The organism is Yoonia sp. GPGPB17, assembly GCF_037892195.1.
Taxonomy (GTDB): Bacteria; Pseudomonadota; Alphaproteobacteria; order Rhodobacterales; family Rhodobacteraceae; genus Yoonia.
The window spans coordinates 1,329,164-1,343,778 of the sequence record NZ_JATACI010000002.1; the positions used below are offsets into that span (position 1 = coordinate 1,329,164).

At 57.9% G+C, this 14,615-nt stretch carries 14 protein-coding genes and 2 pseudogenes; 6 read left to right on the top strand and 10 right to left on the bottom strand.

Annotated elements, in window-relative coordinates:
• From QTO30_RS07205 to QTO30_RS07225, 5 genes are all read left to right on the top strand, one after another.
• Positions 1 to 486 (top strand): paraquat-inducible protein A, encoded by a 486-nt coding sequence (locus tag QTO30_RS07205; RefSeq protein WP_340423467.1) that lies wholly within the window; start codon positions 1 to 3, stop codon positions 484 to 486.
• Positions 456 to 1,088, top strand: a complete 633-nt coding sequence (locus QTO30_RS07210; RefSeq protein ID WP_445327179.1) for a paraquat-inducible protein A — start codon at positions 456 to 458, stop codon at positions 1,086 to 1,088. The genes QTO30_RS07205 and QTO30_RS07210 overlap by 31 nt, the downstream gene beginning before the upstream one ends.
• A complete protein-coding gene (locus tag QTO30_RS07215; protein ID WP_340423469.1) occupies positions 1,085 to 2,272 on the top strand; it encodes a PqiB family protein in 1,188 nt (395 codons plus the stop codon). Before QTO30_RS07210 ends, QTO30_RS07215 begins: the two co-directional genes overlap by 4 nt.
• 117 nt (positions 2,273 to 2,389) lie before the next feature.
• Complete coding sequence (locus tag QTO30_RS07220) at positions 2,390 to 3,178, top strand: hypothetical protein (protein ID WP_340423471.1); 789 nt, start codon at positions 2,390 to 2,392, stop codon at positions 3,176 to 3,178.
• A gap of 3 nt (positions 3,179 to 3,181) precedes the next feature.
• Positions 3,182 to 3,739 (top strand): PqiC family protein, encoded by a 558-nt coding sequence (locus QTO30_RS07225; protein ID WP_340423472.1) that lies wholly within the window; start codon positions 3,182 to 3,184, stop codon positions 3,737 to 3,739.
• Here QTO30_RS07225 and QTO30_RS07230 read toward each other — a convergent pair.
• The 7 genes and pseudogenes from QTO30_RS07230 to QTO30_RS07265 all read right to left on the bottom strand — a co-directional run bounded on the left by QTO30_RS07230 (position 3,736) and on the right by QTO30_RS07265 (position 11,614).
• Positions 3,736 to 4,575 carry a metal ABC transporter permease gene (locus QTO30_RS07230; RefSeq protein WP_340425888.1) on the bottom strand — a complete coding sequence of 280 codons (840 nt, stop codon included), beginning with the start codon at positions 4,573 to 4,575 and terminating at the stop codon, positions 3,736 to 3,738. The two genes, QTO30_RS07225 and QTO30_RS07230, sit on opposite strands and share 4 nt — an antisense overlap.
• A gap of 30 nt (positions 4,576 to 4,605) precedes the next feature.
• Positions 4,606 to 5,430 (bottom strand): annotated as a pseudogene (locus QTO30_RS07235) (metal ABC transporter permease); the annotation flags it as partial.
• Positions 5,430 to 6,299 (bottom strand): manganese/iron ABC transporter ATP-binding protein, encoded by an 870-nt coding sequence (locus tag QTO30_RS07240; RefSeq protein ID WP_340423473.1) that lies wholly within the window; start codon positions 6,297 to 6,299, stop codon positions 5,430 to 5,432. The gene QTO30_RS07240 and the pseudogene QTO30_RS07235, both read right to left, overlap by 1 nt.
• Positions 6,296 to 7,186, bottom strand: a complete 891-nt coding sequence (locus QTO30_RS07245; protein WP_340423474.1) for a metal ABC transporter substrate-binding protein — start codon at positions 7,184 to 7,186, stop codon at positions 6,296 to 6,298. Before QTO30_RS07245 ends, QTO30_RS07240 begins: the two co-directional genes overlap by 4 nt.
• Before the next feature lie 159 nt (positions 7,187 to 7,345).
• Complete coding sequence (locus QTO30_RS07250; protein ID WP_340425889.1) at positions 7,346 to 8,833, bottom strand: efflux RND transporter permease subunit; 1,488 nt, start codon at positions 8,831 to 8,833, stop codon at positions 7,346 to 7,348.
• Positions 8,797 to 10,508 (bottom strand): annotated as a pseudogene (locus tag QTO30_RS07260) (efflux RND transporter permease subunit). Before QTO30_RS07260 ends, QTO30_RS07250 begins: the two are co-directional and overlap by 37 nt.
• A complete protein-coding gene (locus QTO30_RS07265; protein ID WP_340423479.1) occupies positions 10,508 to 11,614 on the bottom strand; it encodes an efflux RND transporter periplasmic adaptor subunit in 1,107 nt (368 codons plus the stop codon). Before QTO30_RS07265 ends, QTO30_RS07260 begins: the two are co-directional and overlap by 1 nt.
• Before the next feature lie 186 nt (positions 11,615 to 11,800).
• On the opposite strand from QTO30_RS07265, the gene QTO30_RS07270 reads away from it, so the two are divergent.
• Positions 11,801 to 12,088, top strand: coding sequence for a DUF1330 domain-containing protein (locus tag QTO30_RS07270; protein ID WP_340423481.1), 288 nt, complete (start codon positions 11,801 to 11,803; stop codon positions 12,086 to 12,088).
• Here the strand turns inward: QTO30_RS07270 and QTO30_RS07275 are convergent.
• Genes QTO30_RS07275 through QTO30_RS07285 form a run of 3 tightly spaced genes read right to left on the bottom strand, consistent with a single transcriptional unit; the run spans position 12,085 to position 14,615 of the window.
• A complete protein-coding gene (locus tag QTO30_RS07275) occupies positions 12,085 to 13,014 on the bottom strand; it encodes an AEC family transporter (RefSeq protein WP_340423482.1) in 930 nt (309 codons plus the stop codon). The two genes, QTO30_RS07270 and QTO30_RS07275, sit on opposite strands and share 4 nt — an antisense overlap.
• Positions 13,015 to 13,026: 12 nt before the next feature.
• Positions 13,027 to 13,830 (bottom strand): MBL fold metallo-hydrolase, encoded by an 804-nt coding sequence (locus QTO30_RS07280; protein ID WP_340423483.1) that lies wholly within the window; start codon positions 13,828 to 13,830, stop codon positions 13,027 to 13,029.
• The gene (locus QTO30_RS07285) at positions 13,827 to 14,615 is read right to left on the bottom strand and encodes a TatD family hydrolase (RefSeq protein ID WP_340423484.1); all 789 of its coding nucleotides are present in this window, start codon (positions 14,613 to 14,615) and stop codon (positions 13,827 to 13,829) included. Before QTO30_RS07285 ends, QTO30_RS07280 begins: the two co-directional genes overlap by 4 nt.

A 14,615-nucleotide genomic window follows, 5' to 3' on the forward strand; every position in this document is an offset into this window, starting at 1 on the left:
ATGGCGCGGATTCTAAGCTTGGCACTGACCGCCTTCATTATGATGATCGCAGCGGTCAGTTTCCCGTTTCTGACGTTGGACGCTGGCGGATTGCACAATGCCACCTCGGTCATTGATGCTGTCTTGGCGTTTAACGACGGCTACGCTTTCCCGCTTGCGATCGCAGTCGCCTTTTTCATTGTGGTCATCCCGCTGATGCGGCTGAGTGCGCTGATCTATGCCCTTGGCCCGCTGGTGCGGGAACAAAAGCCGCGACAGGGTGCCCGCAAGGCCTTTGCACTGGCTGAGCGCTTGCGGCCCTGGAGTATGGCCGAGATTTTCATTGTCGGGGTGACGGTCGCCCTGATTAAGGTGGCGGGTCTGGCCGCCGTCACGATTGGCCCCGCGTTTTGGGCCTTTGCGGGGGTGGTTGTGATTACTGTTCTCAAAGATCAATTGATTTGCAGGTATTCGATTTGGGAAGCGCTGGACAACGCGACGGGTTGATTACGGCGCGTGACGCCGGATTGGTGGCCTGTCAGCAATGCGGGCAGGTGCACCCGTTGGGCACGGATGTCTGCAAGCGCTGCGAAGGGCGGCTGCAAAGCCGTGACACGGAAAGCCTACAAAAGGTCTGGGCGTGGCTCATTGCCGGGATGATTGCCTACATCCCGGCCAATATCTATCCGATGCTACTGACCTCGACGCTGGTCGAGCGCTCGGAAAGTACCATTATCGGGGGCGTGGTCGAACTGTTTGAACATGGCTCCTGGGGGATCGCGCTTATCGTTTTTGTCGCATCTGTCATGATCCCGGTGGGCAAATTCGTGGCCATTATCTATCTGGCCATCAGCGTGCAGCGCCATTCCAAGGCCAATCAGCATGAGCGTCACAGGGCCTATGAGGTGGTTGAATTCATTGGCCGTTGGTCGATGATTGACGTGTTTGTCGTTGCAATCCTGTCGGCGCTGGTGCAACTCGATACAATTGCAACAGTTAACCCCGGCATTGCGGCTGTCAGCTTTGCTTTGTCGGTGATCTTTACCATGCTATCGGCGCAAGCCTTTGACTCCCGTTTGATTTGGGACGTAGCCAGGACCCGAGAATGAGTGACCCGAACGACACCGGCCCCGCGCCGTTTGATGTAAGGCCCGTCAAACGACGGATCTGGCAGCGTTTGTCGCTTGTCTGGCTGGTGCCCCTATTTGCCTTGGGGATTTCACTTTGGGCAGCCTGGCAAAGCTATGCGGATCGCGGGACACTGATCACGATCAGCTTTGAGAACGCCGCAGGCATCACCGCTGGCGAGACCACGATCAAATATCGTGACGTCACCATCGGCGAAGTGGAAGACGTCGAGTTCTCCGAGGGGCTTGCCGTGGTTCTTGTGCATGCGCGGGTTGATCAGACCGTTGCCCCCTTTCTGGATGATGATGCTCAATTCTGGGTCGTGCGCCCGGACGTGTCCGTGCGTGGAATCACCGGATTGGAAACGGTTCTGTCCGGCGTCTTTATCGAGGGCAATTGGGACACCGAAGCTGATGTTGCCCAAACCCAGTTTACCGGTCTTGAACAACCCAATTTGATCCGCGCCGGACAGCGCGGCACGCGTGTTGTATTGCGGGCAGATGATGGGGGCAGCATCGCCGCAGGTGCGCCGATCCTGCATAAGGGGATCGAGGTCGGCTATCTGGAGAAACCGGAGCTGTCATTTAACGGCCGTCAGGTCGTCGTGGATGCCTTTATCGAAAGCCCCTATGACAGGCGTATTACCAGCAGCACGCGGTTTTGGGATACGTCAGGCTTTAGCGTGTCATTTGGGGCCGGTGGTGTCTCGCTTGATGTCAGCTCCTTGGCCTCAGTCATTGAAGGCGGCATCGCCTTTGACACGGTCGTGTCCGGTGGTCAGCCAATCAACGAAGGACACCGCTTTGACATCTTCCCGACCGAACAGGCCGCCCGCGACAGTCTGTTTACTGATCCCAATGCCGAGGTTCTCGAAGTCGCCGTTCTGTTTGAACAATCGGTCAGCGGCTTGGCCGTCGGCTCTGAGGTGCGTTTTCAGGGTATCCGCATCGGTGAGGTGCGCGATCTGAACGCCATTGTCGTTGGAGAAACAACCGATGCGCGGGTGCGGCTGCAAGCGGTGCTGGCGATTGAACCGTCTCGTCTTGGTATGGGCCCCGATGCGACCGTCGAAGATGCGCTGGCATTGCTGTCAGATTTTGTGACACGCGGGCTGCGCGCCCGTATGGTGACCGGCAATATTCTGGCTAAGCACGCTGTTTGTTGAATTGATTGAGGTCGAAGACGCGCTACCCGCCATCATGAACCTGACCTCGGGTGATTTTCCGGTCATTCCAACCACCGAGTCCGACATCTCTGACGTGGCCGCCACGGCGGAAGGCCTTTGGCGCGTATCAACGCCTTGCCCGTCGAAGAACTGATGGATGGTGCAATCAATCTGATGGACAGCATTGAGCGTTTGGCAAACGATGAATACACCCGTGCAACACCTGCAGCCCTGGTTGCACTGCTGGACGAATCCCGTGAGCTGATCAATTCAGAAGACGTGCAATCCATCCCCGGCGACATCCGCAATGTGGTCGGTGATCTTGATAGCCTGATTGCAGAAGCGGTCGAGGTCGGGTTGATCACGGATCTTGATGCCGCTGTCGCAACGGCGACCCAAGTGGCCACCAATATCGAACTGGCCACACAGAACCTGCCTCAGATCACGGCAGACATCGAAGCGCTGACCGCACGCGCCAACGCATTAGAGCTAGAGGCGTTGGTGGCATCGGCCACCGCATCGCTGAATGCTATCGACGCATTTATTGGCACCGATGATGCCGTGGCCTTCCCCGCCGAGGCCAATGCCGCCCTGTCGACCATGCGCGCCTTGCTGGATGATGTGCGCGAAGGCGGCGCTGTTGAAAATGTGAACGCCGCACTTGCGTCCGCCAATGAGGCCGCAAAGGCCGTTGAAAACGCCGTCAGCACCCTGCCCGCGCTTGCCGCCCGCGCCAGCGAGTTGGTCAATCAAACAGAGGCGGTCGTGAACAGCTATGGCGAACGTTCGCGCTTTAGCGCCGAAACGCTGGCCACATTGCGTGATATTCAAGAAGCGTCTGATGCGATTTCATCTCTGGCGCGGACGATTGAACGCAACCCCAATTCCTTGTTGATCGGACGGTAAGTCATGTTTTCACGCCTCATGTTTCTGGCAATCGCCGCATTCGCCGCCTGTTCACCGCTTGCTGATCGGGTCGCATTGACACCGGTCCCATCCTCACTTGACCTGCGCCCCTTGGTGGGCAGCGCGATGGTGCGCACTGTGTCTTTGCCGCTTTATGCTGCATCCGAAGAGATTGCCGTCGAGACCACTGAAGGCCGCATCGTGATCCGTGAAGATGTCTTGTGGGCGGATGAGCCTGAACGCGCCGTCACATTGATCCTGACACGCACGCTCAGCGACATATTGAACGCTGATGTCGGCCCCGACCCATGGCCCTTTGTTGGCCTGCCCGATGTATCCGTGGACGTGCGGGTCGAACGGATGCTGGGGGGTATTGACGGGACGTTTGAATTGAACGGGCAGTTCTTTGTCGCAAGCGAGGCCACCCCGTTCCGCGACAGCACCCACAGCTTTGAAATTACCGAGCCGATGGCAGATGCCAGCGTTGGCACCATTGCGGCGGCGCAGTCTGCGGCTTTGTTGAAACTGGCCGAGCAGATCGCCGCGACGCTGGGACGTTAGGGTTTCGCGACAGTACCTGTGGTTTGACGCATTCTGAGGTTGGCGCGCACGAAGGCGGCGATGAAGATCACCGTCAGAACCAGAATGATGGTTGGCGCGGGGGCGCTGTCTATAAAAAAACTGGCATAAACGCCCGCAACGCCTGACACCATCGTCACCCCTACGGCAATTGGCAGCATCAGGGCAAAACGTTTGGTCACCAGAAAGGCAATCGCGCCGGGCGCAATGAGCAAACCAATGGCCAGGATGATCCCGACGGCCGCCAGCGTGGCCACGATTGTCAGAGAAATCAGCGCCAGCAGCCCGTAGTGCAGCCAACCAACCCGCAGTCCAACGGCCTGTGCCTGCACAGGATCAAAGGCGTGCAGCATGAACTCGCGGCGTTTTGCAACAATGACAACGGCAACAAGCAGCGCAATGCCACCAGCGGTCCAGATATCTTCGGATTGCACGCCCAGCATGTTCCCAAACAAGATATGATCGAGGTGCACATCGGTCGTGATCTTGGTGTACAGCACCAGCCCAAAGCCGAACATGCCCGAAAACACGATCCCCATGATCGTGTCCTGTTTCACCCGACTGTTGGCCGACAAGAACCCGGTGCTGATGGCACAGAACATGCCCGCCACAAAGGCCCCGATGATCAGTGGGATATTCAGCAGGAAAGCAATCACAATCCCCGGCAACACCGCATGGCTGATCGCATCGCCCATCAAGGACCAGCCTTTCAGCACCAGATAGCAGGACAGCAGGCTGGTGGGCACCGCGATGATCGCCATCATCAAAAAGGCGTTGTTCATAAAGGCAAACTGGAACGGGAACAGCAGCGTTTCCATCAACCTGCCTCCAACACCGCGGCCGCGCGCGCGGCGGGCGGCCAGATAGCCATGTTTGGGCGCAAAGAAGAATGCAGCGAGGAATATCAGCGTTTGTAGCGAGACGATGATGCCGCCTGTCGCGCCGTCTGCAAAGTAACTCAAGTAGGCCCCGACAAAGCTGGTTCCTGCCCCGATGTTGACGCTCAGGACCAGCAGTTTTGGAAAGCGATCGGTCAACAGATAGGCCGTCGCCCCCGGGGTGACGACCATCGCGATCACAAGGAAGGCGCCGACTGTTTGTAGTGCCGCAACACAGGACGCCGACAGCAAGGTGAAAAACACGATACGCAGGATATCAGGACGCAACCCGATAGATCGCGCATGGTTTTCATCAAAGAACGTGACCATGAGGTCTTTCCATTTGGCCAACAGCACCGCCAAGGTCACAAACCCGATGATCGCAAGTTGCAGCGTGTCAGATGGTGTAATAGCCAAGATATTGCCCAAAGTGATCGTCTGTACGCTGACCGATGTGGGCGACAACGACACCATGAAAAGGCCAAGTCCGAAGAACGACGTGAAGATCAAACCGATGATCGTATCTTCTTTTAATCCTGAGCGTTGGTTGAGGAACAGCATCGCCCCCGCCGCCAAACCACCGGCTGCGAATGCCCCTAAGGCAAAAGGCAGTCCCAGCATATAGGCCCCGGCCACACCCGGCACGATGGAATGGCTGAGCGCATCACCGATCAGCGACCAACCTTTCAACATCAGATAGGCCGACAGGAAGGCACAGACGCCGCCGACCAGGGCGCTGACCCACATGGCGTTGAACATGTAGGCATAGCTGAACGGTTCCAACAGCCATCCCATCACGTTGGCTCTTTCGTCTCGTCTTTGGCGGTCTGGTGGTCGTCGCCGTAGACAATGAATGGGCGCTCGTCGTCGGTAATGACCTGAATCTGGCGGCTGTCGTCATCGTCATGCAGGTCAGCACCGCCCAGAACGAAGTGGCGCAGCACGCCGCCAAAGGCGAGTTCAAGGTTGTCGCGCGTGAAGACCTCCGGCGTCAGACCATAGGCCAATACGGTGCCTTTGACCAAAACGGTGCGGTCGCAGAATTCGGGCACGGAGCCGAGGTTATGGGTTGAGACCAAGATAACGCGCCCTTCATCCCGCAAATCGCGCAGCAGGGCCACGATGGCGTCTTCGGTCTGCACATCAACGCCCGTGAACGGCTCGTCCAGCAAGATCACCTGTCCCTCTTGCGCCAAGGCACGGGCGAGGAAGACGCGTTTCCGCTGGCCGCCCGAGAGTTCGCCAATCTGGCGATATCGAAACTCTGACATATTCACGCGCGCCAAAGCATCCGTCACCGCATCATGATCTGCCTGCTTCGGGCGGCGGAAGAACCCCATGTGCCCATAGCGGCCCATCATCACCACATCTTCGACCAGCACCGGGAAGGTCCAGTCGACCTCCTCGGACTGGGGGACGTAGGCGACAATGTTTTTGCGCAGCGCTGCGCTGACCGGCATGCCCAGCACCGAAATCTCGCCCTTTGCTGCGGGCACGAAACCCATAATCGCTTTGAACAGTGTGGACTTCCCGGCACCGTTGACACCCACAAGGGCCGTAATGGTCCCCGTGGGTATCTCAAAGCTCGCGTTGTGCAATGCGGTATGACCATTGCGGTAGGTCACCGTCACATCGTGCGAGAGGATGCCGGGGGTTTCGCTCATTCCGTCAGGCCCGCCGCAATGGTTTCGGTCGTGACACGCAGCAGATCGAGGTACGTCGGCACGGCCCCATCCGCCTCGGTCAGGCTGTCAACGTAAAGCACGCCAGCGTATTCCGCATCCGTCTCGCGGGCGACCTGTTCAGCCGGTGCCTGGCTGACGGTGCTTTCACAGAAGACGGCGGGGATGTCGTTCTCGCGCACTGTATCAATCACCCGACGCACCTGTTGGGGTGTACCTTGGCTGTCGGCGTTGATCGGCCAAAGATAAAGCTCCTGCATCTCAAAATCACGGGCCAGATAGCTGAAGGCCCCTTCGCAGCTGACCAGCCAGCGCTGGTCGGCGGGCACGGCAAGGATTTGTTCGCGCAGAGGTGCCAAAGCCGCCGTAATCTCAGCCTTGTACGCTTCGGCATTCGCCTCATAGGTCGCGGCATTTTCAGGGTCATGCTCAACAAAGGCATCACGGATGTTGTCCACGTAGATCAGCGCACTTTCCAGGCTCATCCAGGCGTGCGGATTGGGTTTGCCGTCATATTCACCCGACGAAATACTCATCGGGGCGATGCCATCGCTGAGCGTGGCACTAGGCACGTCAGACAGGTTGCTGAAGAACTGTTCGAACCACAATTCAAGGTTCAGCCCGTTCCACAGGATCAAATCAGCATCCTGCGCGCGGATGATATCGCCGGGGGTCGGCTGATAGCCGTGGATCTCTGCCCCGGCCTTGGTGATGCTTTCCACGATTGCCGCGTCACCGGCCACGTTCTGCGCCATATCGGCGATCACGGTAAAGGTTGTCACCGCTTTAAAGCGGTCTTCGTCAGCCATCGCGGTAGTGGACAGGGCCGCAGCGCAAACGGCGGTGGCGATACATTTCATCATGTGCATTCAAGTGTCCTTTCAAGAGCAGGGTGTCAATTAAAAACCTGCTTATGCGACTTATTCGCAATTGTAAATGCAAATGAGAACTATTCTCAATTAATTGCAGCGCCTTGATATTAAGTGATCTTTATCGGCTCAAGCACCTGTTGGTCGCAGCGACAAAGCTTATTCCGCAGCTGCCACAGCGCCAAGCTTTTCGGCCTGCGGTTCTGGTTTACGCAGCACGAGCCGCAGCAAGGGTGGCACCGTCAACAACGTCAGGAAGGCCGACATGGACAGGCCGCCCAAAACAACCGCGCCCAGGCCACGATAAAGCTCGGACCCTTCGCCGGGGAAAATCACCAATGGCAGCATGCCCATCACACTTGTCAGCGTCGACATAAAGATCGGACGAATGCGGTTGCGCGTGGCCTCCTCTATCGCGGCAACCGGGTCCATCCTATCCTCTCGTAAATGGAACAACGTCTGGTGCACAATCAGGATCGCGTTGTTCACCACGATTCCCACAAGAATCACGAATCCAAGCAGCGTCAGCATATCCATCGGTTGCGTCTGATAGAGATTGAGAACCGCCAAGCCCCCGACCCCACCGGCGGCAGCAACCGGCACCGCGATCATGATGACAAGCGGCAGAACGAAGCTTTCAAACAGGATCGCCATTACCAGGAACACAATGATCAGCGCCACGATGAGATTGATTTGAATGGCTGACCACGTTTGGCTCAGTTGATCCGCCGTACCCGATACGCCGAGGCGGATATCATCGGGAATGCCCTGCTGTTGCAAGACCGCGACGACTTCGTTTTCGAGCAGTTCAACGGCTTCCTCCAAGGGCAGATTATCCGCTGGGCGCACTTCGAGTGTCACCGTCCGCAGACGTTCGCGATGCCGGATTTCCGTTGGACCAGCGGTCAGCACCACATCAGCCAAGGCTGATACCGGCACGATGTGCCCACTTGGCGTCACCACAGGGTAGTTGCCCACATCCTGTGTGCGCGCCGCCTCGTTTATGGACGGATCACCCTTCAAAACCAGATCGACCCGTTCGGACCCAACGGTGATCTCGGCCACCCGCAAACCGTCATTGAAAGCATCTACGGTGGCGGCCAGACCGGAACTATCCAGCCCGGCATCGGCCAGGCGCAAGGGGTCGGGGATCAAACGCACCTCGGGTGCGCCAAGCTCCAGCCCCGGAATAGGACGAAACTGGTGACCTTCAGAGCGGGGCAAGAGGCCCGAAACGATGCCAGCGGCACGACCCGCAACCGCAAGGATATCTTCGAGTTCCTGGCCTGAGACATTCAGCTCAATCGTGCGGCCCCCGCCCACGCCACGGCCAAAGAGCGACGGTTGGGTCATGAACCCAAAGGTGCCGGGCTCGGCAAAGATCGGACGGCTGAGCACCGGGATCAGATCACCTGCGCGGCGCGTATCAACTGCCCCTGCCCCCACAAAGGAATTGCCAGGGGTGGCTACGAAGAAAAAACTGTCGATCGTCGGTGTACCATCTTCGGTCTGCGGCGCGGGGGCCGCCTCCCACAGCGGTGCCGCGACATTTTCGATCCGCTGGGCAATCGTCTCGGTCGTGTCAAGGTTATAGCCGGGCGGCGGGATAATCAGGCCAAAGACCAGATTGCGGTTCCCCTCTGGCAGGTATTCAAGGCGCGGTAAGAACGTCCAACTGGCAACGGCCGCACCCCCGCAATGACAGCCACCATGATCACGCCGATTGTCCGAAACCGCACCGTTACACGCACATAGGCCATCACCAACCCGCGAAAGCCACGCGCAAGATGGTCAAGCCCCCAAATCCCAATTGCGTTCTGATCATCACGGCGCAACAGGCGGCTTGCCAGGGCCGGGATCACGGTCACGGCAACAACAAGCGACAACAGGACCGAAACAGAAATGGCGACGGCAATGTCGCGGAACAGCTGCCCTGCCTCAAGCTGCATGATCAGGATCGGCACAAACACCAGAACCGTTGTTAGCGCGGAAACCAGAATGGCCCCCAGACCTGCTTGGCACCAAGGTAGGCGGCCTCGCGGCGCGAATACCCCCTTTCACGCAGCCGGTAGATGTTTTCGAGCACAACAATCGCGGCATCCACAATCATGCCCACGGCAAACGCGATACCTGCAAGCGAGATCACATTCAGCGTGCGCCCGGTGGCGGCCATAACAACGAAGGTTGCGACAACAGACACCGGGATCGACAGGGAGATAATCACAACCGCGCGTGGTGATCGCAAAAACAGCAGAAGGACCAACGCCGCCAGGGCGCCACCGATATAGATGTTCTGGGTCACAAGGTCGATGGCGCCTTCAATATAGATCGTCTCATCATAAACCTGATTCATGATCAGGCCCTGCTCGGCCACGGGCCCGGCCTGCAATGCGGCAAGGACGGTTCGGATTTCGTCCATGACAGTGATGACGTTCGCACCCGATTCGCGGACCACGTTAAAGGCCAGTCCCGGCTCACCTTTGAACCTTAGCCGCGCGGTTGATTCCTTGAATTCAAAGGACACATCAGCCACATCGCTGACCCTCACCCGCCCGGTGCCGCCATTCGTTGCGTCAGAGCGCAGTACCACATTTCGCACTGCCTCTTCGGTATTCAGGTTGCTTTCGGTGCGCACCACGTAACGGCGCTTGCCTTCGTCAACATCACCTGCCGAGATGGAGATGTTCTCGGCACGCAACCGCTGCACGACTTCGGGCACCGTCAGGCCAAAACGGGATAACCCTTGCGGATCAACCACCACCTGCAGTTCACGTGTGACCCCGCCAAAGACGTTGACCGCCGCCACACCGGGAATACGCTCCACCCGGTCCTTGACGATATCTTCAAGGAAATCACCATAGGATGGAATTGATCGGGTGTTCCCTTCTTCTGCTGTAATCAACACCCACGCGATTGGGCTGTCATCTGCGCCCGAGGTGTTCAGCGTCGGCTCATTGGCCTCTGCCGGATACCCGCCTACACGGTCCAGGCGATTCGACACCAGCAAGAGCGACTGACTCATATCTGTGCCGATGGCGAACTCCAACGTCACCTCGGCCTCGCCGGTGCGGGCGCGCGATGTCATGATTTCCAGACCATCAAGGCCGCGCAGCGTTTCTTCTTGCGGGTTCACGATCTCACGCTCAATTTCGGTGGGTGCAGCGCCGGGCCAGTTGGTTGAAATAACAACGATGGGCTTGCGCACATCAGGGGCCAGTTGGATCGGGATCTGTGTCAGCGCCAGTATACCAAAGAGGACCGCCATCAACACGGCGGCAATCACAGCGACGGGACGTTCGATGGAACATCGGATGAAATCCATCAGTTGGTCTCCAGCACATTTGCGGTGATGGCCTGACCCGGGCGCAAGCGTTCATTGCCGCGCACCACGACCAGATCACCGGGTGCGAGGCCGCTCAGGACCTCATAACGATCGCCCAATGGCACACCAAGCGTCACAGAACGCGGTTGCGCCTGATCATCAGCGGCGACAAAGACAGTCCACCCGCCCTGCCCCTGCACCAACGCGTCTTTGGGAACGGACAGCACCTCACGCGCATCACCGACTGGGATTTCGACGGTCAGGGATTGCCCGACCGCAGCGTCGCCAAGATCAGACAGATCTGGTGCAGAAAACAAAACAGCGCGTGTCCGTGTCGATGGGTTTTCAATCGGCAGCACCGCACGAAGCTGCAAGGTCAGTTCGGTGCCAAATTCGGTCCGGGCGATCACGGATTGGCCGGGTGATAAGAATGCGGTGTAGCGAGACGGCACATTGGCCTGCACCTCAAAAGCATCGGTATCCAAAAGGCGCACGACGGGTGTGCCTGCCTGAATGAAGGCGCCGGGGATCGTGTTCACTTCCAAAACAACGCCGGAGAATGGCGCTAAAATCCTGCTGCGTTCAAGCTGATAACGTGTCTCGGCCAAACGCGATTGCGCGCTTTTCTCGCGGGCCTCCGCCTCTACCAGTTGCGCCTCAGCCTCCAGAACATCGGCCTGTGCATCGTCGAAACGGCCCTGACTGAAGGCTGATCCACCGCGCAGCGCCTCGATCCGGTCCAGCGAGATACGGGTGCGATCCACGCGGGCGCGCGCCGTTTCAATCCCGGCCTCAGCCTCGGCCAATTGTGCTTCAGATTGCGCCACCTGAATTTTGAGCAAGTCATCGTTCAATTCGACAAGCAGATCGCCTTCCGCAACGCTTGATCCGGCCAGAACGGCCACCGCTTCAACATTACCAGCAACACGTCCGGCGACATCGCCATCGCGCGCCGTCGTGACTTCAGCGAAGACAGGTACGGTTTCTGCCAAGGCGCGCATTTCAACGGCCTGCACACCAACGCCCGCAGCGCGACCTGCGCATGCAGGATGGGCGTCGTAATGTACAAAACAAGTGCTGTAACGGCCAGAAAACGCATTGATCAACTCCGCTCATGTCTCGCCGTAAGGTAGTGTGACACCGGTGAAGTCAATGCTAGATCTCTGGGTCGAAGCTGAAAGAAAAAGGTGCCCGCACGACCGCCCCGTTATTGGGCCTCATGAATGCCTCTTGCCATTTGCCGCACCACAAACGACCCTTCGCGTCACAGCACCAAATCAAAGGAAAACAACATGTCCAAAGGCTACATCATCGGCCATGTCACCTTGCAAAATGCGGAGGCTTACAAAGCCTATGTCACACGCAACACCCCAATCATTGCAAGCTATGGTGGCCGTCCCTTGGTACGCGGTGGGGCCTCGGAAAACCCGGAAGGTCCGCAGTTCGAACGCCACGTCGTGTTCGAATTTGACAGCTACGCGCAGGCAAAGGCGCTGTATGATGATCCAGCCTATCAGGAGGTTGCCCAAATCCGCCGGGACAATGCGACAAGCATGATCGTGGTGGTCGAAGGTGTTTAGGGCAGCACGGCCAGCCACAGCCAAACAGTCAAGATCGACAGTCCGGTCGCCATCAAGACCGACGATGCCGCGACCCGGCGCGCTTTGCCATACATATTTGCAAAGACATATGCGTTGATACCCGGGGCCATTGCCGCGGTCAGGATCGCCGAGCGTAAGGCGGCGTCCGATAGATCATTGGCCTTTGCCAGCCCCCAGACGAGCAAAGGTTGCAGGATCAACGAGACGCCAACGACAAACAGGATTGTGCGCATGTCGCCCTCTGGCCGATACCGATAGAGCACGCCGCCCAAACCGAACAAGGCGGCTGGCAAGGCGGCCCTTACCATCAAGTCAACCGCATCTGTAAAAACAGCGGGCAGTGGAATGCCCCCCAGATTGACCACAAAGCCAAGGCTGATCCCCAGAATCAACGCATTACGGAACATCGCATTCAGCACTTTGCCCGGCAGGGTTGCGATATTGCCACCGCGATTGCGCACGATCTCCATCGCCGTGATGCCCACCGCATAGCAAAACGGCGAATGGATCGCAATGATGGCATAGTTCGCCTCAAGCGCGCTGATGCCGTAAGCCCGTTCCGTGATCGGCAAACCCAACAAGAGCGAATTGGCAAAGAGGCAGCAAAAGCCGATGGCAATGCTGTCCTCCCAATCCCGGCCAAAGATGTAACGCGCGCCCAATAACCCAACACCAAAGCAGGCGAAAGCGGCCGCGTAGTAGCTGCCCAATAATGCCAAATCAAAGTTCTGTTCCAGATCAAGGGTCGAGATCGCCCGAAACAACAAGCAGGGAATGGCGAACCCTTGGGTGAATTTCATCAACCCGTCCACACCCGCGTCGCTGAAATAGCCTTTCCAGACAGCGACATAGCCAAAGCCGATGACCAGAAAGACCGGCAGAATAACATCAATCAGCGCGGCCATTGCGGCTCCTTCTTAGGCTGCGGGCACCGAGATGGTCATTCCGTCATAGGCAGGGTCAACATAATCCGGGGTCTCTGCGGCCACGGTCGCATAGTCGAGGTCATTGTGCATATTCGTTAGGATCGCACGTTTGGGGGCCACCCGTTCGATCCATTGCAGCGTGTTGGCCAGATGCGAATGTGTCGGATGCGGGTCGCGGCGCAGCGCGTCAACGATCCAGTATTCCAGGCCGTCAAGAACCGGCCAGACATCATCCGGGATTGTTGAGACATCGGGCAGATAAGCCACATCGCCAATACGGAACCCGAGTGCTTCGATGTTCCCGTGTTCCACTTCAAACGGGCGTAGGACGATATCGCCTCCTTCGCCGCTGATCGTGATATCACCCTTGATCGTATTCAGCTCAAGGATGGGCGGATAGGACGACCCCTTGGGCTGCACAAACGCATAGCCAAACCGCCCCAACAGATCGTTGCTGGTATCGCCATCAGCCCAGACTTGCAGACGCTCGCGTCTATTAAAGACAACCATACGCAAGTCGTCGATCCCATGCACGTGATCGGCGTGACTATGGGTGTAGACAACAGCATCTAACGTACCGACCTCTGCGTCCAAAAGCTGGGCGCGCATGTCAGGCGTCGTATCGATCAAGACCCGGGTGATCTTGTCGCCGCTGGTGCGGGTGACCAGCAGCGAACAGCGTTGACGGATATTTTTGGGATTACTCGGATCGCAAGCGCCCCAAAGCCCACCAAGGCGCGGCACGCCACCAGAAGAACCGCAGCCCAGAATACGAAAATGCAGCTGGTCGGTCATGCAGCAGCCTTCCAGAACAATCGGTCGAAGTTAGCTGTCGTTTGCGTGGCGAAATCGTCATAAGATATCCCGAATACCTCGGCGCCGACCTTGGCGGTATGTGCTGTATAGGCAGGCTCATTCCGCTTCCCCCGGAAGGGCGGCGGTGCAAGGTACGGGCTGTCGGTTTCGACCAAAACGCGGTCAACCGGGGCCGCAGCAAAGATATCGCGCAATTCCTGACTTTTGGGGAAGGCCGCAATACCGGACATGGACAGGTAGAAATCCATCTCAAGGGCCGCTTTGGCAAGGGCTGCACCGCTTGAGAAGCAGTGCATCACGCAGGTATAGGCACCTTTGTCGAATTCCTCGCGCAAGATGCTGGCCATGTCATCATCAGCGGCACGGGCATGGATGATCAAAGGCAGCTTGGTTTCCCGCGCCGCCGCAATATGCACGCGTAAGGATTGTTTTTGAATATCAGCGCTTTCGGCGGTGTAATGATAGTCAAGACCCGTCTCGCCAATGCCGATAAACTTGGGGTGATCCGCCATCGCGATCAGTTCATCAACAGTGGCGAGCGGCTCATCCGCCGCACTCATGGGATGTGTCCCTGCCGCATAAAAAACCGGAGCGTAGGTTTCGGCAATCGCCCGCACCTGCGGTTCCAACCGCAGCTTTGTGCAGATCGTCACCATCCGCGTCACACCTGCCGCGACCGCGCGCGCGATAAGGGCGTCCCGTTCACCATCAAAATCTGGGAAATCAAGGTGGCAGTGGCTGTCAACGATACTCGCTTGGGTCAT

What these genes read in the sequence shown, in the direction of transcription:
- QTO30_RS07275 (WP_340423482.1), bottom strand. Translation starts at nt 13,014, where the DNA reads ATGGCCGCGCTGATTGATGTTATTCTGCCGGTCTTTCTGGTCATCGGC.
- QTO30_RS07285 (WP_340423484.1), bottom strand. Translation starts at nt 14,615, where the DNA reads ATGACCCAAGCGAGTATCGTTGACAGCCACTGCCACCTTGATTTCCCA.
- QTO30_RS07205 (WP_340423467.1), top strand. Translation starts at nt 1, where the DNA reads ATGGCGCGGATTCTAAGCTTGGCACTGACCGCCTTCATTATGATGATC.
- QTO30_RS07230 (WP_340425888.1), bottom strand. Translation starts at nt 4,575, where the DNA reads ATGGAAACGCTGCTGTTCCCGTTCCAGTTTGCCTTTATGAACAACGCC.
- QTO30_RS07270 (WP_340423481.1), top strand. Translation starts at nt 11,801, where the DNA reads ATGTCCAAAGGCTACATCATCGGCCATGTCACCTTGCAAAATGCGGAG.
- QTO30_RS07225 (WP_340423472.1), top strand. Translation starts at nt 3,182, where the DNA reads ATGTTTTCACGCCTCATGTTTCTGGCAATCGCCGCATTCGCCGCCTGT.
- QTO30_RS07240 (WP_340423473.1), bottom strand. Translation starts at nt 6,299, where the DNA reads ATGAGCGAAACCCCCGGCATCCTCTCGCACGATGTGACGGTGACCTAC.
- QTO30_RS07280 (WP_340423483.1), bottom strand. Translation starts at nt 13,830, where the DNA reads ATGACCGACCAGCTGCATTTTCGTATTCTGGGCTGCGGTTCTTCTGGT.
- QTO30_RS07245 (WP_340423474.1), bottom strand. Translation starts at nt 7,186, where the DNA reads ATGCACATGATGAAATGTATCGCCACCGCCGTTTGCGCTGCGGCCCTG.
- QTO30_RS07215 (WP_340423469.1), top strand. Translation starts at nt 1,085, where the DNA reads ATGAGTGACCCGAACGACACCGGCCCCGCGCCGTTTGATGTAAGGCCC.